This is a genomic window from Thauera sp., assembly GCF_047601425.1.
Classification (GTDB): domain Bacteria; phylum Pseudomonadota; class Gammaproteobacteria; order Burkholderiales; family Rhodocyclaceae; genus Thauera.
Genome location: NZ_JASGJL010000002.1, coordinates 607,916 through 630,400 on the forward strand (window position 1 = coordinate 607,916; position 22,485 = coordinate 630,400).

The window sequence follows — 22,485 nt, forward strand, 5'->3', positions numbered from 1 at the left end:
GCGGTATGGGTTCATTTAGCATCTGGCACTGGCTGATCGTGCTGGTCATCGTCCTGCTTGTGTTCGGGACGAAGAAGCTGCGCAACATCGGTTCCGACCTGGGTGGCGCGGTCAAGGGCTTCAAGGACGGCATGAAGGAAGGCGATGCCGACGCCGCCGCGCAGCAGAAGATTGCCGAAGGGCAGACGATCGAAGGCGAGGCGCGGGAAAAGGTCGAACAAGTCCGCTTCCTGAGTCTTGCGATCAGACGGAGGGGGCGCCCATCAGGGAGCGCCCCTTTGTTTTCGTGCGGCACGTCCACGATGTGCCTCCATAACGGCGAAACATGTTCGATTTCGGTTTTTCTGAACTCGTGGTGATCGGGGTGGTGCTCCTGATCGTGGTCGGCCCCGAGCGCCTGCCCAAGGTTGCACGCACGGCCGGACACCTGCTCGGGCGGCTCCAGCGCTACGTGTCGGACGTCAAGTCCGACATCCAGCGCGAGATGCAGCTCGAAGAGCTGAAGAAGCTGCAGGAGCAGGTCAAGCAGCAGGCTCAGGAACTGGAGAGTTCAGTGCGCACGGGTGTCGCCGGCGTCGAGAATCAGCTTGGCGGCACGGTCGATGAACTGCGTTCCACGCTGCCGGATGCGGCGTCCCTGAAGGCTTCGACCGATTCAGCTGCGGCGCCTGCCGCGGTATCGGAAAAGCAGCTCGATCTCGGGCTCGATGCCAAACCGCAGGCCAGTACGGCGGACAAGACCCAGGCATGAGCACCCAACAAGAAACTTTCATCTCCCATCTGATCGAACTGCGCGACCGCCTGATCCGCGCGCTGATCGCGCTGGTGATCGTGTTCGTCTGCCTGATGCCGTGGGCGGGCGACATCTACGACATCCTCGCCAAGCCGATGATGGACACGCTGCCGGCGGGAACGAACATGATCGCCACTGGCGTGGTGACGCCTTTCTTCGTACCGGTCAAGGTCACGATGATGGTCGCCTTCGTGCTGTGCCTGCCCTGGGTGCTGTACCAGGCCTGGGCCTTCATCGCGCCGGGGCTGTATGCGCACGAGAAGCGCATGGCGCTGCCGCTGGTGGCCGGCAGCACGCTGCTGTTCATTGCCGGCATGGCCTTCTGCTACTTCTTCGTGTTCGGCATGGTGTTCAAGTTCATCGCCGAATTCGCCCCCAAGAGCATCGTGCCGGCGCCGGACATCGAGCAGTACCTGTCCTTCGTGATGTCGATGTTCCTTGCGTTCGGCATCACTTTTGAAGTACCGGTGATCGTGATCGTGCTCGCCAAGGCCGGCATCGTCAGCGTGGCGAAACTGCGCGAGGCGCGTCCTTACGTCATCGTCGGCGCCTTCGTGGTCGCGGCCATCGTCACGCCGCCCGACGTCGTCTCGCAGCTGATGCTGGCGATTCCGATGTGTCTGCTTTACGAACTGGGCATCATCCTCGCCAACTGGATGACGAAACCGGCGCCGGCTGCCGCCGCTGCAGAGAACGGCTACGTTCCGCCGTCCATCGAGGAGATGGACAAGGAACTGGATCGGATCGAGGCCGGCGAGGGCGCCGACAAGCGCTGAGCACGGGGTACGGGAGACCGCCCAGATGGCGCCGCAGGCGAGATCCAGCAGCACGTGGCAGGCCCGATGCCATGATTGACAGGTTGCGCCTGCGCGCCAGCTGCGCAGCCCGGCTCATCCTGTCCGGCGGCCCTGGTGCCGTCTCTGAATCGTCCGTGGCCGGAGACTTCAGCGGTTGGCAGGAGGAGTAGGGCGGCGGCCGACGGCCACGTCCAGTTCCACTTCCTTGTCGCCGCGCAGAACACGGAAGCTGGCTGTGTGTCCAGGCGGCAGCGCGGCAACCAGGTCGAGCATCGTGCGTTGATCGCGGACGCTGCTGCCATCGACGGCGATCAGGACGTCGCCAGGCTGGATGCCGGCGCGGTCGGCGGGGCTGGCGCGCAGCACGCCGGCGATCAGGGCGCCCTGCGTGCCGCGCAGGCCGAAGGATTCCGCCAGCTCGGGGGTGAGGTCCTGGATCTCGACGCCCACCCAGCCGCGGGTGACCTCGCCGGTGGCGACGATCTGTTCGAGCACGTTGCGGGCGATGGAGATGGGGATGGCGAAACCGATGCCGAGCGAGCCGCCGGAGCGCGAATAGATCGCGGTATTGATCCCCACCAGATTGCCGATGCTGTCTACGAGGGCGCCGCCCGAGTTGCCCGGATTGATCGCGGCATCCGTCTGGATGTAGTTCTCGAAGGTGTTGATGCCCAGCTGGCTGCGTCCCAGCGCCGAAACGATGCCCATCGTCACTGTCTGGCCGACGCCGAAGGGATTGCCGATCGCCAGCACGACATCGCCCACGTTCAGGGCATCGCTGCTGGCCAGGGTGATGACCGGCAGCTTGTCGTCGGTGTCGATCTTCAGCACCGCGAGGTCGGTCTCGGGGTCGCGGCCGACCTGGCGTGCGCTGAACTTGCGTCCGTCGTTGAGCGCGATCTCGATCTGATCCGCGGTTTCGATCACGTGGTTGTTGGTGATGATGTAGCCGTCGGGGCTGACGATCACGCCCGAACCCAGGCCCGAAGGGCGCTGGCTGGGGCCGTTGTTCTGACGTTCGCCGAAGAAATGGCGGAACATCGGGTCGTCGAACAGCGGATGGCGCGTACCGACGCCCGCCTTGCTGGTGAAGATATGGACGACCGCAGGCATCGAGCGCTGCGCGGCCGTGGCGTAGGAGCCGGATGCCGGGGTACGTGCGCCGCTGTCTGCGGGGGCTTCCAGGATGGCGACGACGGAGGCGGGTGCGGTGTCGCGCAGCCACTCGGGCTTGAGTGTGCTGAGGACGAACAGGCCGGCGACGCTGATGGTCACGGCCTGGGCGAAGATGAGCCACAGACGGCGCATAATGTAAGGAATTCTAAGACGATGGAGCCTGGTGGGCAGGATGCTTGGCCAGGCAGGAACGACAGGAGGCCGCATGCAACTTGGTGAGCTCACGACGCGTCTGGACGCACTGCTCGACGCTCCGCGCTTCAAGGATTATTGCCCAAACGGTCTGCAAGTGGAAGGACGCGCCGAAGTGGGGCGGGTGCTGTGCGGAGTGACCGCCAGCCAGGCGCTGGTCAACCTTGCGGTGTCCGGCGGATATGACGCCGTATTCGTTCATCACGGCTATTTCTGGAAGGGCGAGGATGGGCGCATCACCGGCATCCGCCGGCAGCGGCTGAGGAGTCTGCTGGCGAACGACATCAGCCTGCTCGCCTATCATCTGCCGCTGGATGCCCATCCCGAATATGGCGACAACGCCCAGCTCGGCAAGCTGATGGAATGGGTGCCGGAAGGGCGCTTTGCCGATCAGGAGCTCGGCTGGCTGGGCTGTCCGGCCACACCGGGGGAGCCTGCCGGGCAGATCGCTGCGGCACTGGCCGAGCGGCTGCAGCGCGAGCCGCTGCTGGTTGGCGACGCCTCGCGGCCGGTGCGGCGGGTGGCGTGGTGTTCCGGTGGCGCCCAGGGCTACTTCGAGCAGGCGATCGCGACGGGCGCAGACGTCTTCGTGTCCGGCGAAATTTCCGAGCAGACCGTGCATCTGGCGCGCGAAACCGGCATTCCCTACATCGCTGCCGGCCATCACGCCACCGAGCGCTATGGCGCGAAGTCGATCGCAGCCTGGCTGGAGGAAGAACTTGGACTGACGGCGGATTTCATCGATCTGCCCAATCCGGTCTGAACCAGCCGTGCGCGATTGGTTAGAATCCGTTTCTCCATACGCCCGCGTACGTGAAAGAAGATGCCCCTGCCTGACAGTACCGCGCCGCGCCGGCGCGTCCACACTCGCCGCATCGAACTCGAGGGTTTCCTCCGCGAGGATGGCCTGTACGATCTCGATGCTTCGCTGACCGATGTCAAGGACGTCGATTATCAACTGGCATCAGGCCTGCGCCCGGCTGGCGTGCCGGTCCATCTGATGCGGCTGAGGATCACCTTCGATGCAGCCTTCAACATCCTCGACGCGGTAGCCTGTTCGGATGGCGTCCCTTACGTCGGTCATTGCGACACCATCGGGCCGGCCTACCGGCAGTTGATCGGGCTGAATCTCGTCCGTGGCTTCCGCCGCACCATTGGCGAAATGTTCGCCGACGTCCGGGGCTGCTCGCACATGACGGAGATGCTCAACTCGCTGCCGACTGCGGCGATCCAGACGATCGCCACCTTCATGCGGGACAACGAGGACTCAGGCGAGAAGCCTTTCCAGCTCGACCGCTGCCATGCCCTCGATACGTCGGCGGAAGCCGTGCGCCGCTACTATCCCAAGTGGTACCGGAAGCCCGGTGCGGCAGGCTGAAACGCACCGTATCCGCGCACAGTGCACTGTGCAAAACTGGTTATAATTATGGAGTCTTGCGGCAGGCGAGCGCTCGCGCCTGCATGTCACGAGGCTGGGCCGGCTCCGCTGGCCTAGGCGGCGGGTGGCGGTCGAGGGAGACGACGCCTGTCGTGGAGCGGGATGCTCCGAAGCATGCCATCAACCTGTTTGCGACGGGCCTGCCGTCGTGACTTCGAACGAAGGGCAACCATGAAGATTCATGAGTATCAGGCAAAAGAAGTTCTAAGAAAGTTCGGCGTCGTGACGCCCCGTGGCATCCATTGCACCAGCGTAGAGGGCGCGGTGAAGGCTGCCGAAGAGCTCGGTGGCAATTTCTGGGTGGTCAAGGCCCAGATCCACGCCGGCGGCCGCGGCAAGGGCGGCGGCGTCAAGCTCGCCAAGTCGCTCGACGACGTGCGCAAGTACGCGGGCGAAATCCTCGGCATGCAGCTCATCACCCACCAGACCGGCCCCGAAGGCCAGAAGGTGCGCAACCTGCTGATCGAGGAAGGCGCTGACATCCAGCACGAATACTACGTGGCCGCGCTGACCGACCGCGCCACCCAGAAGGTCGCCATGATGGCCTCCTCCGAAGGCGGCATGGACATCGAGGAAGTCGCCCACAACACCCCCGAGAAGATCATCAAGGTCTTCGTCGATCCCGCCGTCGGCCTGACCGACGCGCAGGCCACCGAACTGGCCCAGGGTATCGGCATGCCGGCGAACTCGATGGCCCAGGCCGTCAACACGCTGAAGAAGCTCTACGCCTGCTACATGGAAACCGATGCCTCGCTGGCGGAAATCAACCCGCTGATCCACGAGAGCAACGGCACCGTGAAGGCGCTGGACGCCAAGTTCAACTTCGACTCGAACGCGCTCTATCGCCACCCCGAGATCGTCGCCTACCGCGACCTCGACGAAGAGGATGCCGACGAGATCGAGGCCTCCAAGTTCGATCTGGCCTACATCAGCCTCGACGGCAACATCGGCTGCCTGGTGAACGGCGCCGGTCTGGCGATGGCCACCATGGATACGATCAAGCTGTTCGGCGCCGAGCCGGCCAACTTCCTCGACGTCGGTGGCGGCGCGACCACCGAGAAGGTCACCGAAGCCTTCAAGATCATGCTCAAGAACCCCAAGGTCAAGGGCATCCTGGTCAACATCTTCGGCGGCATCATGCGCTGCGACACCATCGCCCAGGGCGTGGTCGCCGCGGCCAAGGAAGTGAACCTCTCCGTCCCGCTGGTGGTGCGCATGAAGGGCACCAACGAAGATCTCGGCAAGAAGATTCTCGCCGAGTCGGGCCTGCCGATCATCGCTGCCGACACCATGGCGGACGCCGCGACCAAGATCGTCGCTGCGGTCAAGTAAGGAGAGCTTCGAATGTCCATCCTGATCAACAAAGACACCAAGATCATCACCCAGGGGATCACCGGCAAGACCGGCCAGTTCCACACCGAGAAGTGCATCGAGTACGCCAACGGCAAGAACTGCTTCGTCGCCGGCGTGAACCCGAAGAAGGCCGGCGAAAAGATCTTCGACGTGCCCATCTACGCTTCGGTCAAGGAAGCCGCCGCCGGCACCGGCGCCACCGTGTCGGTCATCTACGTGCCGCCGGCAGGTGCCGCCGACGCCATCTGGGAAGCCTGCGAAGCCGACCTCGATCTGGCGATCTGCATCACCGAAGGCATCCCGGTTCGCGACATGCTGGTCGTGCGCAACAAGATGAAGGCCAAGGTTGCTGCAGGTGGCAAGGAAACCCTGCTGCTCGGCCCCAACTGCCCCGGCCTGATCACGCCCGACGAAGTCAAGATCGGCATCATGCCCGGCCACATCCACCGCAAGGGCCGCATCGGCGTGGTGTCGCGTTCCGGCACCCTGACCTATGAAGCCGTGGCGCAGCTGACCGAAATCGGCCTGGGCCAGTCCTCGGCGGTCGGTATCGGCGGCGACCCGATCAACGGCCTCAAGCACATCGACGTGATGCGCATGTTCAACGACGATCCGGACACCGATGCGGTGATCATGATCGGCGAGATCGGCGGTCCCGACGAAGCCGAAGCCGCCCAGTGGTGCAAGGCCAACATGAAGAAGCCGATCGTCGGCTTCATCGCCGGCGTCACCGCGCCGGCCGGCAAGCGCATGGGTCACGCCGGTGCGCTGATCTCGGGCGGTGCCGACACCGCCGATGCCAAGCTCGCCGTCATGGAAGAGTGCGGTTTCAAGGTCACGCGCAACCCGTCGGAAATGGCCAAGCTGCTGAAGGCGATGCTTTGATCGCCTGAGCGCCCGACCAGAAAACGCCGGCCTGTCCGGCGTTTTTTTTGCTTTAGAATGTCCCTGCACGGCCAGCGAAACTGCGGGCCACGAACATCAAAGCGGGTACAGGCAATGCCGAAGTTGATCCTCAGCATGGACGGACTCGTCCTCAAGGAGATCGAGCTCACCAGGGAGCGGATTTCGATCGGGCGCAAGCCGGACAATGACATCCAGATCGACAATCTGGCAATCAGTGGTCATCACGCGGTGATCACCTGCATCCTCAATGACGCATTCCTCGAGGACCAGAACAGCACCAACGGCACCTACGTCGAACGGCCAGCCGGTGAAGAAGCATGTGCTGCATCACAACGACGTCGTCGAACTCGGCAAGTACCGGATCAAGTATCTCGTCAGCGCGCCGCCGGCCGGCCAGGCGGCTGCCGACATGATCGAGACTGCTGCGCTGAAGGCCTTCGAACTGCCTGCGGCGGAAGTCGATAACGGGCCCAGAGCCAATCCTGGCGCCGGACCCAGTGAAACGCAGATCGTTGCCGCCGGTGCGCTCGAGCGTGCGGAAAAGGCGGCGGCGGCCGGCGCCGGCCGCATCGGCGTGATCCAGGTATTGAGCGGCGCCAACAGCGGCCGCGAACTGGAACTGACCAAATCCCTGACCACGCTGGGAAAGCCGGGCCGGCAGGTAGCCGTCATCGCCCGCCGTCCGCACGGCTACTTCATCACCCATGTCGAAGGCGCCTCTTTTCCCCTGGTCAATGGCAAGCCGATCGATGCCCAGGCGCATCCGCTGAAGGATCACGACATCATCGATCTTGCTGGCGTGAAGATGGAATTCTTCCTGCGTTCCTGAGCCCGACAAGCGGCGCTGGGGTGCCGTGATTTTTTGCCTACCGATGCCTTCGGTGGAGTGATAAGGTTCCTCTCGACGAAACAACTGGGAATCGTAACGGCTTGCGCCCTGAACGGCGTGCCGCGATCGGGCATGAAACTGACGGTGCTGGGGTGCAGTGGAGGGATTGGCGGGGCGCAGGCGCGCACCACTGCGCTGCTCGTCGACGATGACATCCTCATCGACTGTGGTACCGGAGTGGGGGATCTGCCCTTCGAGGCGTTGTGCAGAATCGACCACGTCTTCATCACCCATGCACACCTCGACCACATCGCCTCGCTGCCGCTGCTGATCGACTCGGTCGGCGAGCTGCGGACCACGCCGCTGATCGTGCATGCGCTGCCTGAAACCATCCGCATCCTGCACTCGCACATCTTCAACTGGCTGGTGTGGCCGGACTTCTCGGCGATACCGGACAGGAACCATCCCTTCATGCGTTTCCAGCCCCTGAAAGTGGGGGAAACCGCGCGGCTCGGCGCACGTGCCGTCACTGCCCTGCCGGCCCAGCATACGGTGCCGATGGCTGCGTTCTGCCTCGACAGCGGCGAAGGGCAACTGGTGTTCTCCGGGGATACCACCTACTGCCCCGATCTCATCGCCGCCATCAATGCGCAGCCGGCGCTGCGCCACCTGATCATCGAAACGGCTTTCGCCGACGAGCAGCAAGGGCTTGCGCTTGCCTCCCGCCACCTGTGCCCGAGCATGCTGCTCGAAGTGCTGGCCGAACTGACGGGACAGCCGGAAGTGCATGTCACCCACCTCAAACCGGGCGTGGATGACCGCATCATGGCTCAGATCGCGGAGGGAGACTCGCCATTGAAGCCCCGCCGCCTGATGCAGGGCCAGGTGCTGCACTTCTGACTGTTACAGCTGGCGGTTAGAATCCCGGTTTGAAAGCCTGCTCCCGGAGATTCCCATGTACCGCATTGCCCCCAGTCTGCTGTCCGCGGATTTTGCCTGCCTTGGCGACGAAGTCCGCAAGGTCGTTGCTTCCGGCGCCGACTGGATCCATTTCGATGTGATGGACAACCACTACGTGCCCAACCTGACCATCGGGCCGCTGGTCTGCGAAGCCATTCGCCCCCACACCAGCGCACCGATCGATGTGCACCTGATGGTCAAGCCGGTCGACCGCATCATCCCGGATTTCGCCAAGGCCGGCGCCAACATCATCACCTTCCATCCCGAGGCGTCCGAGCACATCGACCGCAGCCTCGGCCTGATCCGCGACTCCGGCTGTCAGGCCGGGCTGGTGTTCAACCCGGCCACGCCGCTGCACCACATGGACCACGTCATGGACAAGCTCGACGTGGTGCTGCTGATGAGCGTCAACCCCGGCTTCGGCGGGCAGAAGTTCATTCCCGAGACGCTCAACAAGCTGCGTGCCGCGCGTGAGAAGATCGATGCCTACGCAGCGCGCAGCGGCCGCCGCATCCTGCTCGAGATCGACGGCGGCGTGAAGACCGACAACATTGCAGAGATCGCCCGTGCCGGTGCCGACACCTTTGTCGCCGGTTCGGCCGTGTTCGGCGCCGGCAGGGACGAGGACCCCAACCGCTACGACTCGATCATCGGCGCGCTGCGCGGCGAACTGGCCAGGGTGGCGGCATGAGCGGGGCGGCGCGCTTTTCGCCGCGGGCGGTGCTGTTCGACCTCGACGGCACCTTGCTCGACACCATCGGCGACCTGGCCGACGCCGCCAACCTGATGCTGGCCGAGCTGGGCCGGCCGCAGCGCCCCCAGGACGAGATCCACCGCTTCGTCGGCAAGGGCATCCCGAACCTGGTGCGGCGCTGCATGACCGAAGACACGGCCGCGAGCGAGTCCGAGATCGACGCCGCCGTCGACGTCTTCCGCCGCCATTACGCGCTGGTCAATGGCAGGCGCGCCACGATCTATCCCGGCATCGAAGAGGTGCTGCGGGCGCTCGATGCGCGCGCCGTCCGGCTCGCCGTGGTGACCAACAAGGCCGAAGCCTTCACGCTGCCGCTGCTTGACCGCATGGGCATCGCCGGCTACTTCGACACCGTGGTCAGCGGCGATACCCTGCCGGTCAAGAAACCGGATCCGGCCATGCTGCGGCTCGCCTGCGAACGCCTCGGCGTCGCTCCGGCAGAGGCGCTGATGATCGGCGATTCGGCCAACGACGCACTGTCGGCGCAGGGGGCCGGCATGCCGGTGCTGCTCGTCAGCTACGGCTACAGCGAGGGTGTGCCGGTGGACACCATCGAATGCGATGGGCTACTATCGGACGCGCGTCAACTGCTGGATCGCATCGTTCCGGCACAGTAGCCGGCTTGGGTTTCCGACGATCCGGGCCAGACGCGTTTCTCCAGGCACTCCACTTTTACTCGACATCGTGATGCTCGCACTCCGGGATCGCTTCCTCGCCGCTTCCGCAACCGTCCAGCAAGGCTGGCGCGGCGGCTGGCGTTGGCCTTTGGGCCACTAACGCGACTTCCCCCCGCGGGGTTCCGGCTGCGCCTTGCGCGCCTTCTCCGCCTGCTGCAGCACCTTCCGATCGAATCGACCCCCACGTGGAGCCCCCATGCTCGAACAGGAATTCAACGCCCTTGCCTCGCAGGGCTACAACCGCATCCCGGTCACGCTCGAGACCTTCGCCGACCTCGACACGCCGCTGTCCATCTACCTGAAGCTCGCCAACGAGCCTTACACCTACCTGCTCGAATCGGTGCAGGGCGGCGAGCGCTTCGGCCGCTACTCCTTCATCGGCCTGTCCTCGCCGACCCGCATCGAAGTCTATGGCCGCTCCGCGCTGCTGCTCACCGGCAACCGCCTGGTCGAGCGCCGCGACTACGGCGACCCGCTGAACTTCGTCGCCGAGTTCATGAACCGCATCAAGGTGCCGCCGCGCGAGCACCTACCGCGCTTCGCCGGCGGCCTGGTCGGCTACTTCGGCTACGACACCGTGCGCTACATCGAGCCGAAGCTGGCGCAGATCGAGAAGACCGACACCATCGGCACGCCCGACATCCTGCTGCTGCTGTCCGAGGAAGTCGCCATCGTCGACAACCTCAGCGGCAAGCTGACCCTGGTCGTCTATGCCGAACCGGAAGTGCCCGGCGCCTTCAAGCGCGCGCAGAAGCGCCTGCGGGAACTGCTGGCGCGGCTGCGGGCGCCGGTGCGGATTCCCGAGGAATGCCGCGCCGAACCGGCAGAGGCGGTGTCGAGCTTCGGCGAGGACGCCTTCAAGGACGCGGTGCGTCGTGCCAAGCAGTACATCGTCGACGGCGACGTCATGCAGGTCGTGCTGTCGCAGCGCATGAGCAAGCCCTACGCGGCCAGCCCGATGGCGCTGTACCGCGCGATCCGCTCGCTGAATCCGTCGCCCTACATGTTCTATTTCAACCTCGAGGACTTCCACGTCGTCGGCGCCTCGCCCGAGATCCTGACCCGGCTCGAGGACGACGTCGTCACCGTGCGCCCGATCGCCGGCACGCGCAAGCGCGGCGCCACGGTGGCGGAAGACCTCGCGCTCGAGAAGGAGCTGCTGGCCGACGCCAAGGAAATCGCCGAGCACGTGCAACTGCTCGACCTCGGCCGCAACGATGCCGGCCGGGTGTCGCAGACCGGCTCGGTCAAGGTCACCGAACGCTTCAGCATCGAGCGCTATTCCCATGTGATGCACATCGTCTCCAACGTCGAAGGCAAGCTCAAGGACGGGCTCAACGCGCTCGCCGTGCTGCGCGCCACCTTCCCGGCAGGCACGGTGTCGGGTGCGCCCAAGGTCAGGGCGATGGAAATCATCGACGAACTGGAACCGGTCAAGCGCGGCATCTACGCCGGTTCGGTCGGTTACCTCGGCTTCCATGGCGACATGGACCTCGCCATCGCGATCCGCACCGCGGTCGTCAAGGACGGCCAGATCCACGTCCAGGCGGGCGCCGGCATCGTCGCCGATTCCGATCCCGATTCCGAGTGGGAGGAAACCCGGAACAAGGCGCGCGCGATGCTGCGCGCCGCAGAGATGGCCGAAGGTGGGCTGGACACCCAGGTGCAGTGAGGAGCGCGAAATGCTATTGATGCTGGATAACTACGATTGAGGTCCACTGACCTCCATCAACGTCCACTGAATTCATGTAAGTCCATGTTTTTAAAGGATTGATAGTCCATCAAGCTCTTTCAAAAGCTGGACAAATCCAGTGCTGATGTGTGTAATGGAGTGTGTAACGGGCTAAATTGGAGGCGTTATACACATGGCACTCACAGCACTCAACCTTCTCTCGGCGCGCAAAGTGGAAACGGCGCAGCCGAAGCCCAAGGTGTACCAACTCCGAGATGGAGGCAGTCTCTTTCTGCGCGTACAGCCCAATGGCTCCAAGCTCTGGTGGTATCGGTATCGGCTAGGCGGTGCTGAGCAGGTGTACTCGATCGGGGTGTACCCAAAGGTCACGTTGGAGGCCGCTCGCGCTGAACGTGACCGAGCAAAGGCGTTGGTCAAGAAGGGGCTCGATCCCATCGTGGAGAAAAAGGCGGCGATGGCCCTCCAGGCCGACACATACGAACGCACGTTCGATGTCGTTGCTCGGGAATGGATCACAAGCAATGCCCACTGGAGCGAGTACTACACCAACCAGGTCACCACCTACCTGGAAAAGGACGTTTTCCCCCGGATCGGCAAGTTGCCGATCAGCTCCATCAGGGCTCCCCATCTGCGTCCCATCATCAAGGACGTGGCTGCTCGTGGCGCGAAAACTGTGGCGATACTCATCCGCCAGTGGTGTGGACAGATCTTCAGCTATGCGGCTGCCCAAGGCCTCTGCGAATACGATCCCGCTTCCTTGCTCAAGGGACTGGTCAAGCGTCCTCAAGTGCGTCACAACCCTCCGCTAACGTGGGCAGAGATTCCGGATTTTCTGAACCGGGTGGACAACGAAGGGGGATATCGAACGACCGTGCTCGCCCTCAAGTTGATGGCCTTGACCTACGTGCGCACAGTCGAGTTGCGCAGGGCGTCATGGGAAGAGTTCGATCTGGACAATTCCATGTGGTCGATTCCTGCCGATCGCATGAAGATGCGGCGTCCTCATATGGTGCCGCTGTCGCGACAGGCGGCGGTCGCGCTAAAAGAACTTCATGCGCTGACTGGCGGCGGAAAGGTATTGTTTCCGAGCTACCGGAAACCGGGACAGGTGATGTCGGCCACAACGCTCAATCAAGCTCTCAAGCGTATGGGCTATGGCGGGCGGTTTTCGTCCCACGGCTTTCGCTCGACCGCCACGACGATCCTTGGATTGCTGGGGTATCCGGAAAAGCGGGTTGATCTCCAGCTCGCACACTCCAAGAAGAATAAGGACTCCTCGCGTGCCCCCTACGACCATACGAAGTTCGTCGAGTCGCGCAAGGTGATCATGCAGGACTGGGCCGACATCCTCGACGCATTGCAGGCGGGGAAAAGCGTTGAAGACGTCACGAAGGCGTTTGGTCCCATGTCGAAGCGTAGAACTGCACTACTCCGGGTCATCGAGCGCGAGTGATGTGCCGTGCAGCCGGCTAGGCGCTCCTTAAGGACGACTACTTTGCATCATGCTTGGCCACTTCCAGCGCTCTGCGCTCGAATCGCTCCGAAGGGGAGTCGGCTTGCGCATGAGGCCGCTGCAAGTACGTCACGATCTCGTAGGGACCGTCGGCGAGCGGTTGCATGGTGATTCCCCAGCCGTGGGCACGCTCGATGCGCGATTGCGCAGATACCCCGATGCCGTAGCCGGCCGCAACCCATAGCGCCATCATCTCGAAAGAAGCCACCCGCTGGACGTTCTCCTGGTCCACCGGCATGAGGGAGGCCAGCCTCTCATCCAGCAGCGGGCAAGCCTCTGCCTGCCAGCGATAGATGGGATAGTCCTGGAGATCGGCGATGGTGAGTTTCGCTTGGTCAGATAGGCGGAACCATGGCGGCATGGCGATGGCCAAGTTCTCGGTCCACAAAGGTTGCGTCTTGAGTGCCGGGTCGCTGGCCCCTTGAAGCGATAGCCCTGCGTCGTAGCGGCCTTCACGAAGTCCCTGAAGCAGTACGTCACCTGCAACCTCGAAAAACGCGAGCGCGACGTCTGGTTCGTCCGCGCGTTGTCGTGCGAGAAGCGCCGACAGGTGCGATGACGGTACACCCGGTGCTACGGCAAGTCTGAGACGGGGGGAGCGACTGGTGGCGTCGTGCATAGGAGCCCCCAATAAGAGAATTGGTTAAGAAAATAACTCGACATGATACCCATGAGTTAAATTTAACGTGGTTAAATTCTAGTGACTGCTCGACGCTTCTGCTAATGCAGAAGCGTACTGTTCAACGAGGCCGTCCCCCAGGCACAACCCGATATGAAGCCGAGCCAGCCCTGGCTTTCGGGAAGGCCGTGCGCGCGTTTCGTATGGATCAGGGCGTTGCTCAGGAGGAACTGGCTTCGATGGCCGGGATCGAGCGCTCGCACATGGGCAAGATCGAGCGAGGGGAACATTTGCCCTCGCTGGCCGTGATCCTGAAAGTTGCCGCAGCGCTCAAGATAACCGGCACCGAGTTGATGGCTGCAACGGAACGCAATCTTCATGCCGATGCAGACTAACGCGAGCTTGACTTCTATCCGTCCGCCTGCGAGCGCAGGCGGGTAATGAAGCGCTCCAATGCAGGACACGGTGCGTCACTGCGGGCCCGAAGCAAATAGGTGGTAATCACGGCTGAATCCGCGGCCAAAGGGCGGGCAATGACGTCCGCGCGTTGGCTGACCGCAAGCCTGGCCGCGGTCGTGAAGCCGAGACCGTACCCAGCCCCTACCAACGTGAGCATCATGTCCAAAGAGGATGCGTGCTCGACCACATTGGGTTCTCGCTCCAGCGGCCGAAGCAGCCGTGTCAGTTCGCGGCAGTAGCCTTCGCACACGTGAGGGTCGCACAGTACGAGCGGATAGGACGCAAGCTCTGAAAGCGGCACCTCCTTATGAGCAAGCAGCGGATGTCGCGCGGGTACGGCCAAGATCAGCGGGTCATGCCATATAGGCTCTGCGATGATTTCCTCGCCGACCTCTGCGGTATGGGCGAACCCGATGGTGAAGTCGCCCGATCGCAGTCCACGAAGTTGCTCTGATAGCGGCACCTCGGCCAGTCGAATTTCAATCTCAGGTTCTTCCTCGCGACAGTGGGCGAGGAAGGCGGACAGGCGCTGGTCAACAGTGCCATCGGATACGGCGATGCGCAGGCTTCCTTGTAAGCCTGCAGCGATAGCCTTGACGTTTTCCCGGGCTTGCTCCAGTGCCGAGAACACCCTTCGCACGTCTTGCAGGAAGGCCGACCCGGCTGGAGTCAGACGGGTTCCTCTCCGATCCCTGTCAAAGAGGATTGCACCCAGTTCATCCTCAAGCTCCTTGATGGCTCGGGACAGCGGAGGTTGTTCGATGTGCAGGCGCTCGGCCGCTCTCGTGAAATGCAACTCCTCGGCCAACACAACGAAGAATCGAAGATGTCGCAGTTCCATGCGTTGCACTCCTAGTGAATACTCGACAGTGCCTTACGTATGGCAATCGAGGTATGCAAAGAGCGCCTTCTGTCGAAGCGCTTCCCTATGGCGCTTGCTGGCGCCCCGTATCCAGCGTCAACAAAGCGGAACGTGTACCCGGAACTGCAAACGCTGGCTGCAAAAGGAACCATTCACCGAGTGTTCCAAAATTCGAGACCGTTGAATACCTAATTACCGCTTAAAGTGCCTATTAGCTGTACTAATTAGTAGGGGTGATACTTCAACGGAAATATCCGAACTGTTTCAAGCCTCCAAGGTCATGGCGGCACTGCCGATACACCTGCTGCTCTGCAAGGCCGCGGGATACATGAGCGGCGGCTGCCGCCGGTGACCGTATCTGTGGCCGCAGCAAAGGCGAAGAATCGCGTGCGCAGTTCAGAGAGTGCAGCGTGTCGGCCGACGAAAACGCTGTGCGGACCGACACGCTCCACTTTGCTTACTTAAGGAACGTTGTGACCGGCTGCTTGGATCAGCCCGTACCATTCGCCGCGAGTGAGCGGAATGTTGGAGCCTGCCGCAGCCTCGACAACGCGCTTGGGCGTGGTGGTTCCCAGCAGCACCTGGAAGCCCGCGGGGTGGCGGGTGATCCAGGCGACCGCGATGGCGCTGGGGGTGACCTCGTACTTCTTGGCCAGCCGGTTGAGTTCAGCATTGAGTTTCGGGTAGTCGGGCGAGTCGAAAAACACCCCGTCCTGAAAGCCCTTCTGGAACGGCGACCACGCCTGCGGGGTGATCTTGTTGATCCGCATGTAGTCGACGATGCCGCCCCCATCGCGGGTGATCGAATCGTTCTGTCCGGCCATGTTCGACGACAGGCCCTGCGCGATGATCGGCGAATGCGTCACCGAAAGCTGGATCTGGTTGGCAACAATCGGCTGCTTCACCGCAGTCTTGAGCAGATCGATCTGACGGGGCGTGTGGTTGGAAACCCCGAACATGCGAACCTTCCCGCTGGACTCCAGGTGGTCGAACGCGCGGGCGACTTCCTCCGGCTCTACGAGCGCATCGGGCCGGTGCAGCAAGAGCACGTCGATGTAGTCGGTGCCAAGCGCCTTGAGCGAACGCTCGGCGGCCCCCACGATGTGCTCATACGATTGGTCGTAGTGCCACGGCTTGTCGACGATGCCGCTCTTGGTCTGCAGGATGATCTGTTCGCGCTCGGAACTGCTGAGCTTGAGCGCCTCGCCGAACCGGCGTTCGCACAAATGGGTGCCGCCGCCAGGGTGGTTGAAGCCATAGAGGTCGGCGTGGTCGAAGAAGTTGATGCCCGCCTCGCGCGCAGTTGCGTAGAGCGTACGAATCTGTTCGTCGGTGAGGCTGGCGATGCGCATCATGCCCGCGATGATGTTGGGCACCTGCCTGTTGGTCGTTCCTAGTGGCACGGTTTTCATGGAGTTCCTCGTTCGGGTGGTGGTGGGAGACGGGCCGGGCCCGGATGTACCGGATGCCTGGCTGGCGAAGACGGGCTGGGCCAAAGCGACGCCTGCGCCGACTGCGCCAAGCCCTGCAATGAAGTTGCGTCGGGATACCATCAAAAATCTCCTTCTATGACTGGCAACGTCGTGATTCGGTTGTCACGCATGCCTGAAGGCATGCATGGCTGCTGCGTTCGTCGGCGGCTTTGCCATTCAGCTCGCGGCCGCCAGGCCGAGACGGCGGCGTAGTTCAGCGGCGCCCAAATGGGCACGGAATCCTGGTCCTCCGGGCTGGAACGAAGCCGCTGCCACCAGGTTGCCGACGATGACCGGATCGCATCCGGCGTCGTGCACCAGCTCCTCGGCCACCTTCATGGCGTCCGCGTCGTCGCTGGCGAGCGGCATCCCGATGCGCCCGCCGACCCGCGAGGCCGACGTCTCGACCACCGTGGCGTCCACGGCGCTGAACGCGCGTACCAGCCGCGCACTTGGCATGTACTTCACGACGGTCTGAGCAACGCCCAGTTCGCGCGCCTCGCGGTACACGTCGGCGCTGTTCGCGCCCCAGGGATTGGTGGAGTCCAGCACGATCTTCCCTCGGTAGGCGCTGTGCAGATCGCGCCCGACCTGGGGCAGCGCCTCAAAGGGAACGGCCAGCAAGAGCACCGTACCGAATTCGGCCGCCTTCAGCGGCTGCCCGACCGAAGCACGCGGCCCCAGCTCGCGGGCCATGGCTTCCAGTTGCGCGGGATGCCGCGAAGAAAACATCACCTCGTGCCCGGCCTTCACCCATAGTCGGCCCACGGTGCCGCCCAGTGAGCCGGCGCCGATCACGCCGATGCGCATCGGCGTGGCCGCGAAGGCGCGGCTCGCTGGGAAGAGCCAAGGCATGGCGGCCAGGACGCCAAAGGCTTTCAGAACAGAGCGGCGGGAGGGCTTCATGGTCACGTCCTCAATCGGGCGAGAGAGTGTTGGGACTGTCCGGCTGCGGTTCTTGCTGTTCCTGCGCTTGGTGGGTCCGCCCTAACCAGACGCTCAGGCCCAGCCAGACGGCCGACAGCGGCACCGCGATCATGGGAATCTGCGCGAGGGTCAGGCCCAGGGCCATCAGGCCCGCATAGCCCCAACTGGCGATCTGGTCACCGCCCCGGTACACCACGGTGTCGATGAAGTTCTTGGCCTTGTAGCGATCCTCGCGGGCGCTGGAGGTGAACAGGATTTCGCGGGCGGGCCGGGCCAGCGCGAAGTTCGCCACGCGCCGGGCCACCTGCGCGGCCACGATGACGGCGACGCTGGGGCTGGCGGCCAGGGCCGCGAAGCCCAGCAGGCTCACCAGGGGCAGCACGCACAGGGTCGCCACGATGCCCACGGTCGCCATCATCCGGCCCGTGATGAAGAGCTGGAACACCAGCGTCACCGCGTTGACGATCAGGTCGATGTTGGCGAAGAACGCCGTGCGGGCCGCCCGGTCGGGGAACGAGGCCTGCGCGATGCTGGCCTGCTGGAAGTACAGGAAGGTCGAGGTGACCGAGTACAGCAGGATGAAGATCGCCAGCCCGCCCAGATAGGGCGAGCGCAGCGTGTGCACCATGCCCGCGAAGATGCCGCCGCCCAGCGGCTGATCCGCGTTGTTGTCGCGCCGCGCGGCGTGCTGGAACGCCGGCGCGATGCGTGACAGTCGGCGCGAGGCGAGCACCGCCAATTCCAGGAACACAATGGCGATCGCCATCAGCCAGGAGCGATCCAGGTGCTCGACCAACCCGGACGTGATGGCCGAGCCCAGCAGACCGCCCGCCGTGGCGCCGGCAGCGAACAGCCCGAACAGCCGCTTGCCCTGCTCGCTGTCAAAGAGATCCACCATGAAGGACCAGAACACCGACACGACGAACAGGTTGAACACCGAGACCCAGATGAAGAAGGCACGGCCCACCCATACCTGCCACTGCGGATCGGTGAAATGCAGCAGCAGCGCGAACAGCACCAGGTTCACCGCAAAGAAGCGGTAGGCCACGGCGATGAACTGCCGGCGCGGCAGGCTGCGCACCGCCAGCGCAAACAAGGGGCTGGCCACCAGCATCGCCAACAACGTGCCGGTGAACAGCCACGGCAGGTTTTGCACGCCACCGGCCACGCCCAACTCGTCGCGGATGGGGCGCAGCACGTAGTACGCCAGGAACAGCGCGATGACATACAGCATCGACCACAGGACGGCTGGCGCTTCTTCCGGGTGCACGCTCACCAGACGCTGCCATACGGGCGGGGAGGAAGGCTTCACTACCTATTCCTCCTCGGAGCCCGTAGCGACTCGGCGCTGTGTGTTCGCTGCATTGCTCTCCCACCATGCGACGAAGGATTGGGCGCGGCCATCCAGGTAGATCGGTTGGCCGATCTCCGGCGTCCACAGGGCGTAGCTGCGCCCTCGCGCGGCGGCCGCAATGCGCTTGAACGGGTCATCCCAATCGTGCGGGGCAATCGAGAATCGACCCACATGTCCTGGTGTCAGCACCCTCGTGCGCAGGTCCTCGGCGGCCTGTGCCGCCTGCTCGGGGTTCATGTGGACATTTGCCCACCGCGGGTCGTACTGGCCTGTGTCGACCGTCACCCAATCGAACGGGCCGAGTCGTCGCCCGATCTCTGCGAAATGCGGCGCGTAGCCCGAGTCGCCGCTAAAGAAGAGACGATGCTCGGAAGACACCAGCGCATAGCCGACCCAAAGCGAACGGTCACGGTCAAAGGTGCGCCCGGAAAAGTGGCGAGCCGGCGTTGCGTGGATCGTCAATCCCGCGGCCAACGAGAGCTGGTCGTACCAGTCGGCCTCGTGAATTTTGCTGGCGGGGTAGCCCCAGCGCTCGAAGTGGGCTCCGACGCCCAATCCCGCGACCACATGGCGAATCTTGTTTCTGAGCGCCACGATGGTTGGATAGTCGAGATGATCATAGTGATCGTGGGAGATCAGCAGGAAGTCGATATCGGGAAAATCATCCGCCGTGTAGAGGCTGGTGCCCTCGAATGCCAGGTTCGCCCTCGGTATGGGGGCCGCGTTCTCGCTGAACACCGGGTCGATCAAGATGCGCTGACCGGCCAGTTGCACGTAGTACGAGGAATGACCCAGCCAGACCACCACGTCTTGCTTCACGTCCAGCGCTTTGATGTCCGTCTTCACGGCAGGCGTCGGACCCGGAGGGCGGGGATGACCCTTCTCGGGCTGGAATCGCTCCAGGAGCATCGAAAGCTCCGACTGGTCCGTGGTCTGCAGTGGGGTGTCGATCTGATTCACGAAGATTCCCCCGGAATAGTTGGGGGAGTGCTGTATCTGGGACAGTCGGTTGCCCTCCGGCAGTTGTCCGAACAGGGGGTGCTGCAGGAATGCGGCTGCAGCGACTGCGGTGACAACCAAAAGCGCTGCCAGTGATAAAAGGATTCGGGGCCAACGTTTCTTCATGTGAACCTGCACGGGCACTGGATGGATCGGGTTGGCTCTGGCCGCTCAGAAGCCCCTTGGTCGCGGGGACGGCATGCCGTGGCGCGCTTTCACCCAACCGCGAACCGATCGGATGGCCTTCAGTCGGACGTCAGGCTTTCTAATTGTGTCCCGATGATTGCCTGTATGCAGCCTCTTAATATGAATGCAGCCATGAATGATCTTGATAAATCATTTAGCCAAGCATCCGTTGGAACGCGAGCTGCTCAAAGGCTTTGCATAGGGTATCGATGACCTGGAGCTGTCTGTGCCTGCCCTCAAGAACACAGATGCGAAACCAGCAATGCAGTGGTAAGGTCTCAATACTAGGATGAAGAGAATTCATAGATCATGCAGGAGAACCTACTTCGTGACTCGTTCCGGGGCCTGACGGCCTTCGTGGCGGTCGCCCGCGAGCGCAGCTTCACCCGAGCGGCTGCGCAGTTGGGGCTGTCACAGACGGCGGTGAGTCATGCGGTGCGATCGCTGGAGAAGCGGCTTGGAGCACGCCTGCTGGAGCGCAATTCGCGCAACGTGTCGCCGACGGTAGAAGGCGAGCGGCTCTTGGCGACCGTCGCGCCGCAGTTGGAGGAAATCGATGCGGAGCTGACGACGGTGTCGGAGCTGCGTGATCGCCCGGTGGGGTCGATACGTATCACCGCGCCCGAGGACGCCATCCGCCTGGTGTTGATGCCCCGGCTCAAGAAGTTCATCGCCAAGTACCCCGACATCAAGATCGAGTTATTTGCCGACACGGCGTTCGTGGACCTGGCAGCAGGAAAGTTCGATGCTGGCGTGCGACTTGGAGAGTCCGTCGCGCAAGACATGATCGCGGCACGCATTGGCCCCAATCTTCAGTTCACGGTCGTGGCCACCAAGCGGCATTTCAATGACCACACCATTCCGCAGCGCCCGGGCGATCTGGTGCACTACAACTGCATCAATTTTCGCCTGAAGACCCACGGCGATTTATGGGCTTGGGAGTTTGAAAAGGCCGGCCGGCAAGTCAACGTCCATGTCGATGGACAGTTCACCTTCAACAGCGTCTACGACTGCCTGGACGCAGCGGTTGCCGGGCTGGGTGTGGCCTATGTCCCGAAGGAATTGGCCCAGCCCTACGTGAAAGCCGGGCACCTGGTTCCTGTGCTGGAAGACTGGTGTCCCCTCTGGTCCGGCTTTCATCTCTATTACCCCAGCCGGCGCCAGCCTTCGGGAGCGATGGCACTGGTCATCGCGGCGCTTCGCTACGAACCGTAGAACATGGCTCGCCCGACAGGCCGGCAAAGGCTCGTTCTTTCAGGCTCGCGACGTTCGTACCACGCACAGCAGAGCGATCGCTCCGAAGAACATTGTGATCCCGGCAAGGCCGAATCCCAATGTGGGTGAAATCAAGGTCCACACCGAGCCCACCACCGCGCTCGACACGAATTTGGCTGTACCGTTGACCGTTCCGAGAGCCCCATAGCTCATCGTCAGTGTCCCAGGCTCCACCATGTCGGCGGTGACGGTGGACTCCAGTGCTTCCTGCACGGCGACATACAACCCCGCAATCACAAAGATCACGGCGAGCAGAAGCAGGCTGTCAATGCCAGTCCAGAACGCCAATGCGGCCAGTACGGCGGTCGCCGCGCCCAGCCCGTACCCTGCGACCAGCAGCGGCAGCGAGCCCATACGATCTGCCAAGGCACCAATCGGGTAGGAGGCGAGCACTTGCACCACGTTGCGGCCGACATACAGCAGTCCGGCAATTTGGGCTGCTCGGACAACGCCCAGCGTTGGCGTCAGCAACTGCGTGGCGGCCAGGATCAGCAGGCTGTGCGAGAAGTCGCCCAGGCCGAACAAGCCCACCGCACCAAGGTAACGCTTGAACCGTGCGGGCAGCGCACGCAGCGTCCCAAAAAAACGTAGACCAGGGTTGGATGATTGCTGTGGGTCGTTGACCAGCAAGAGAAAGGCCAGCACTGCCAGGGCGCCGGGAATGACCGACAGCCAGAGCACAAGCCGGAATGGACTTGCGGTGTCGCTCCAATGCAGCGCTTGCGCCCAGCCGAGCACGGCCACGCCCAGCAGCGGCCCGACGACCGCGCCGACGGTATCTGCCGCGCGATGAAACCCAAACGCGCGGCCGCGCGTTTGCGGCGACACGGCCTGGATGACGATGGCGTCGCGCAGCGGCCCACGCAGCCCCTTGCCAAACCAGGACACCAGCCGCCCGATCAGCAGCAGCGGCCAGCCCGCGGCCAGCGCGATGAGAACCTGGCCGATGGGGGTGAGCGCATAGCCGACCAGCACCAGCGCCTTGCGATGGCCGAGCTTGTCGGCAATGTAGCCCGACACCATCTTGGTGAAGCTGGCCAGGGCATCGGCGGCTCCCTCGATCAATCCGAGCGCCGCGGCCGGCACGCCCAGCACTGCGAGGAAGCCGGGCAGGATGACGGTCGTTGTTTCGTAGCAGAAGTCGCCGAGCGCACTGGTGATGCCGGCACCAGCCACCGTGCGGTTGAGCCAGCCCGGCGCGGGACCGGCATTCGCTTGGTCAGATTGGGCATCGTGCATAGCATCTCCCGG

The 22,485-nt window shown here is 63.3% G+C and carries 21 protein-coding genes and 3 pseudogenes; 15 read left to right on the top strand and 9 right to left on the bottom strand.

Annotated features, from left to right (window positions below; translation table 11 throughout):
- Positions 1 to 5: 5 nt before the first annotated feature.
- From tatA to tatC, 3 genes and pseudogenes are all read left to right on the top strand, one after another.
- Positions 6 to 224: pseudogene (gene tatA, locus QM748_RS19395) on the top strand (Sec-independent protein translocase subunit TatA); the annotation flags it as partial.
- A 101-nt stretch (positions 225 to 325) separates the two neighbouring features.
- The gene (tatB, locus tag QM748_RS19400) at positions 326 to 751 is read left to right on the top strand and encodes a Sec-independent protein translocase protein TatB (protein WP_415248619.1); all 426 of its coding nucleotides are present in this window, start codon (positions 326 to 328) and stop codon (positions 749 to 751) included.
- Positions 748 to 1,569 carry a twin-arginine translocase subunit TatC gene (gene tatC / locus QM748_RS19405; RefSeq protein ID WP_415248620.1) on the top strand — a complete coding sequence of 274 codons (822 nt, stop codon included), beginning with the start codon at positions 748 to 750 and terminating at the stop codon, positions 1,567 to 1,569. Before tatB ends, tatC begins: the two co-directional genes overlap by 4 nt.
- A gap of 168 nt (positions 1,570 to 1,737) precedes the next feature.
- Here tatC and QM748_RS19410 read toward each other — a convergent pair whose 3' ends face one another.
- A complete protein-coding gene (locus QM748_RS19410) occupies positions 1,738 to 2,898 on the bottom strand; it encodes a Do family serine endopeptidase (RefSeq protein ID WP_415248621.1) in 1,161 nt (386 codons plus the stop codon).
- A gap of 73 nt (positions 2,899 to 2,971) precedes the next feature.
- On the opposite strand from QM748_RS19410, the gene QM748_RS19415 reads away from it, so the two are divergent.
- The 10 genes and pseudogenes from QM748_RS19415 to QM748_RS19460 all read left to right on the top strand — a co-directional run bounded on the left by QM748_RS19415 (position 2,972) and on the right by QM748_RS19460 (position 13,021).
- Complete coding sequence (locus QM748_RS19415) at positions 2,972 to 3,721, top strand: Nif3-like dinuclear metal center hexameric protein (RefSeq protein WP_415248622.1); 750 nt, start codon at positions 2,972 to 2,974, stop codon at positions 3,719 to 3,721.
- Between the two features lie 60 nt (positions 3,722 to 3,781).
- Positions 3,782 to 4,336, top strand: a complete 555-nt coding sequence (locus QM748_RS19420; RefSeq protein WP_415248623.1) for a DUF2889 domain-containing protein — start codon at positions 3,782 to 3,784, stop codon at positions 4,334 to 4,336.
- 231 nt (positions 4,337 to 4,567) lie between these two features.
- Complete coding sequence (gene sucC, locus QM748_RS19425) at positions 4,568 to 5,728, top strand: ADP-forming succinate--CoA ligase subunit beta (RefSeq protein WP_415248624.1); 1,161 nt, start codon at positions 4,568 to 4,570, stop codon at positions 5,726 to 5,728.
- Between the two features lie 12 nt (positions 5,729 to 5,740).
- The gene (sucD, locus tag QM748_RS19430; protein ID WP_415248625.1) at positions 5,741 to 6,634 is read left to right on the top strand and encodes a succinate--CoA ligase subunit alpha; all 894 of its coding nucleotides are present in this window, start codon (positions 5,741 to 5,743) and stop codon (positions 6,632 to 6,634) included.
- Positions 6,635 to 6,748: 114 nt separating this feature from the next.
- Positions 6,749 to 7,484 (top strand): annotated as a pseudogene (locus QM748_RS19435) (FHA domain-containing protein).
- Between the two features lie 132 nt (positions 7,485 to 7,616).
- Complete coding sequence (locus QM748_RS19440; protein ID WP_415248626.1) at positions 7,617 to 8,384, top strand: 3',5'-cyclic-nucleotide phosphodiesterase; 768 nt, start codon at positions 7,617 to 7,619, stop codon at positions 8,382 to 8,384.
- Between the two features lie 55 nt (positions 8,385 to 8,439).
- Positions 8,440 to 9,135, top strand: a complete 696-nt coding sequence (gene rpe, locus QM748_RS19445; protein WP_415248627.1) for a ribulose-phosphate 3-epimerase — start codon at positions 8,440 to 8,442, stop codon at positions 9,133 to 9,135.
- Positions 9,132 to 9,815, top strand: coding sequence for a phosphoglycolate phosphatase (locus QM748_RS19450; protein WP_415248628.1), 684 nt, complete (start codon positions 9,132 to 9,134; stop codon positions 9,813 to 9,815). The genes rpe and QM748_RS19450 overlap by 4 nt, the downstream gene beginning before the upstream one ends.
- A 256-nt stretch (positions 9,816 to 10,071) precedes the next feature.
- Positions 10,072 to 11,547 carry an anthranilate synthase component I gene (trpE, locus tag QM748_RS19455; RefSeq protein ID WP_415248629.1) on the top strand — a complete coding sequence of 492 codons (1,476 nt, stop codon included), beginning with the start codon at positions 10,072 to 10,074 and terminating at the stop codon, positions 11,545 to 11,547.
- A gap of 193 nt (positions 11,548 to 11,740) precedes the next feature.
- Positions 11,741 to 13,021 carry a tyrosine-type recombinase/integrase gene (locus tag QM748_RS19460; protein ID WP_415248630.1) on the top strand — a complete coding sequence of 427 codons (1,281 nt, stop codon included), beginning with the start codon at positions 11,741 to 11,743 and terminating at the stop codon, positions 13,019 to 13,021.
- Between the two features lie 37 nt (positions 13,022 to 13,058).
- Here the strand turns inward: QM748_RS19460 and QM748_RS19465 are convergent, their stop codons facing one another.
- On the bottom strand, positions 13,059 to 13,700 hold the full coding sequence (locus QM748_RS19465) for a substrate-binding domain-containing protein (RefSeq protein ID WP_415248631.1): 642 nt from the start codon (positions 13,698 to 13,700) through the stop codon (positions 13,059 to 13,061).
- Between the two features lie 104 nt (positions 13,701 to 13,804).
- On the opposite strand from QM748_RS19465, the gene QM748_RS19470 reads away from it, so the two are divergent.
- Positions 13,805 to 14,095, top strand: coding sequence for a helix-turn-helix domain-containing protein (locus QM748_RS19470; RefSeq protein ID WP_415248632.1), 291 nt, complete (start codon positions 13,805 to 13,807; stop codon positions 14,093 to 14,095).
- Positions 14,096 to 14,109: 14 nt separating this feature from the next.
- Here QM748_RS19470 and QM748_RS19475 read toward each other — a convergent pair whose 3' ends face one another.
- The 6 genes and pseudogenes from QM748_RS19475 to QM748_RS19500 form a co-directional block, all read right to left on the bottom strand.
- Positions 14,110 to 15,000 carry a LysR family transcriptional regulator gene (locus QM748_RS19475; protein ID WP_415248633.1) on the bottom strand — a complete coding sequence of 297 codons (891 nt, stop codon included), beginning with the start codon at positions 14,998 to 15,000 and terminating at the stop codon, positions 14,110 to 14,112.
- A gap of 482 nt (positions 15,001 to 15,482) precedes the next feature.
- Complete coding sequence (locus QM748_RS19480; protein ID WP_415248702.1) at positions 15,483 to 16,433, bottom strand: aldo/keto reductase; 951 nt, start codon at positions 16,431 to 16,433, stop codon at positions 15,483 to 15,485.
- 63 nt (positions 16,434 to 16,496) lie between these two features.
- Positions 16,497 to 16,574, bottom strand: a pseudogene (locus tag QM748_RS19485) (twin-arginine translocation signal domain-containing protein); the annotation flags it as partial.
- A 96-nt stretch (positions 16,575 to 16,670) separates the two neighbouring features.
- A complete protein-coding gene (locus QM748_RS19490; RefSeq protein WP_415248634.1) occupies positions 16,671 to 17,399 on the bottom strand; it encodes an NADPH-dependent F420 reductase in 729 nt (242 codons plus the stop codon).
- A gap of 10 nt (positions 17,400 to 17,409) precedes the next feature.
- Complete coding sequence (locus tag QM748_RS19495) at positions 17,410 to 18,696, bottom strand: NTP/NDP exchange transporter (protein ID WP_415248635.1); 1,287 nt, start codon at positions 18,694 to 18,696, stop codon at positions 17,410 to 17,412.
- Between the two features lie 39 nt (positions 18,697 to 18,735).
- Positions 18,736 to 19,899, bottom strand: a complete 1,164-nt coding sequence (locus QM748_RS19500; protein WP_415248636.1) for an MBL fold metallo-hydrolase — start codon at positions 19,897 to 19,899, stop codon at positions 18,736 to 18,738.
- A gap of 369 nt (positions 19,900 to 20,268) precedes the next feature.
- Between QM748_RS19500 and QM748_RS19505 the strand changes: the two genes are divergently transcribed.
- Entirely contained in the window at positions 20,269 to 21,174 is a 906-nt protein-coding gene (locus tag QM748_RS19505) for a LysR family transcriptional regulator (RefSeq protein WP_415248637.1), read from the top strand.
- 39 nt (positions 21,175 to 21,213) lie between these two features.
- Here QM748_RS19505 and QM748_RS19510 read toward each other — a convergent pair whose 3' ends face one another.
- Entirely contained in the window at positions 21,214 to 22,473 is a 1,260-nt protein-coding gene (locus QM748_RS19510) for an MFS transporter (RefSeq protein ID WP_415248638.1), read from the bottom strand.
- Positions 22,474 to 22,485: the final 12 nt, after the last annotated feature.

Bases quoted from the DNA above. Each gene is read 5' to 3' on its own strand.
- tatB (WP_415248619.1), top strand. From the start codon at position 326: ATGTTCGATTTCGGTTTTTCTGAACTCGTGGTGATCGGGGTGGTGCTC.
- tatC (WP_415248620.1), top strand. From the start codon at position 748: ATGAGCACCCAACAAGAAACTTTCATCTCCCATCTGATCGAACTGCGC.
- QM748_RS19410 (WP_415248621.1), bottom strand. From the start codon at position 2,898: ATGCGCCGTCTGTGGCTCATCTTCGCCCAGGCCGTGACCATCAGCGTC.
- QM748_RS19415 (WP_415248622.1), top strand. From the start codon at position 2,972: ATGCAACTTGGTGAGCTCACGACGCGTCTGGACGCACTGCTCGACGCT.
- QM748_RS19420 (WP_415248623.1), top strand. From the start codon at position 3,782: ATGCCCCTGCCTGACAGTACCGCGCCGCGCCGGCGCGTCCACACTCGC.
- sucC (WP_415248624.1), top strand. From the start codon at position 4,568: ATGAAGATTCATGAGTATCAGGCAAAAGAAGTTCTAAGAAAGTTCGGC.
- sucD (WP_415248625.1), top strand. From the start codon at position 5,741: ATGTCCATCCTGATCAACAAAGACACCAAGATCATCACCCAGGGGATC.
- QM748_RS19440 (WP_415248626.1), top strand. From the start codon at position 7,617: ATGAAACTGACGGTGCTGGGGTGCAGTGGAGGGATTGGCGGGGCGCAG.
- rpe (WP_415248627.1), top strand. From the start codon at position 8,440: ATGTACCGCATTGCCCCCAGTCTGCTGTCCGCGGATTTTGCCTGCCTT.
- QM748_RS19450 (WP_415248628.1), top strand. From the start codon at position 9,132: ATGAGCGGGGCGGCGCGCTTTTCGCCGCGGGCGGTGCTGTTCGACCTC.
- trpE (WP_415248629.1), top strand. From the start codon at position 10,072: ATGCTCGAACAGGAATTCAACGCCCTTGCCTCGCAGGGCTACAACCGC.
- QM748_RS19460 (WP_415248630.1), top strand. From the start codon at position 11,741: ATGGCACTCACAGCACTCAACCTTCTCTCGGCGCGCAAAGTGGAAACG.
- QM748_RS19465 (WP_415248631.1), bottom strand. From the start codon at position 13,700: ATGCACGACGCCACCAGTCGCTCCCCCCGTCTCAGACTTGCCGTAGCA.
- QM748_RS19470 (WP_415248632.1), top strand. From the start codon at position 13,805: ATGCAGAAGCGTACTGTTCAACGAGGCCGTCCCCCAGGCACAACCCGA.
- QM748_RS19475 (WP_415248633.1), bottom strand. From the start codon at position 15,000: ATGGAACTGCGACATCTTCGATTCTTCGTTGTGTTGGCCGAGGAGTTG.
- QM748_RS19480 (WP_415248702.1), bottom strand. From the start codon at position 16,433: ATGAAAACCGTGCCACTAGGAACGACCAACAGGCAGGTGCCCAACATC.
- QM748_RS19490 (WP_415248634.1), bottom strand. From the start codon at position 17,399: ATGAAGCCCTCCCGCCGCTCTGTTCTGAAAGCCTTTGGCGTCCTGGCC.
- QM748_RS19500 (WP_415248636.1), bottom strand. From the start codon at position 19,899: ATGAAGAAACGTTGGCCCCGAATCCTTTTATCACTGGCAGCGCTTTTG.
- QM748_RS19505 (WP_415248637.1), top strand. From the start codon at position 20,269: ATGCAGGAGAACCTACTTCGTGACTCGTTCCGGGGCCTGACGGCCTTC.
- QM748_RS19510 (WP_415248638.1), bottom strand. From the start codon at position 22,473: ATGCACGATGCCCAATCTGACCAAGCGAATGCCGGTCCCGCGCCGGGC.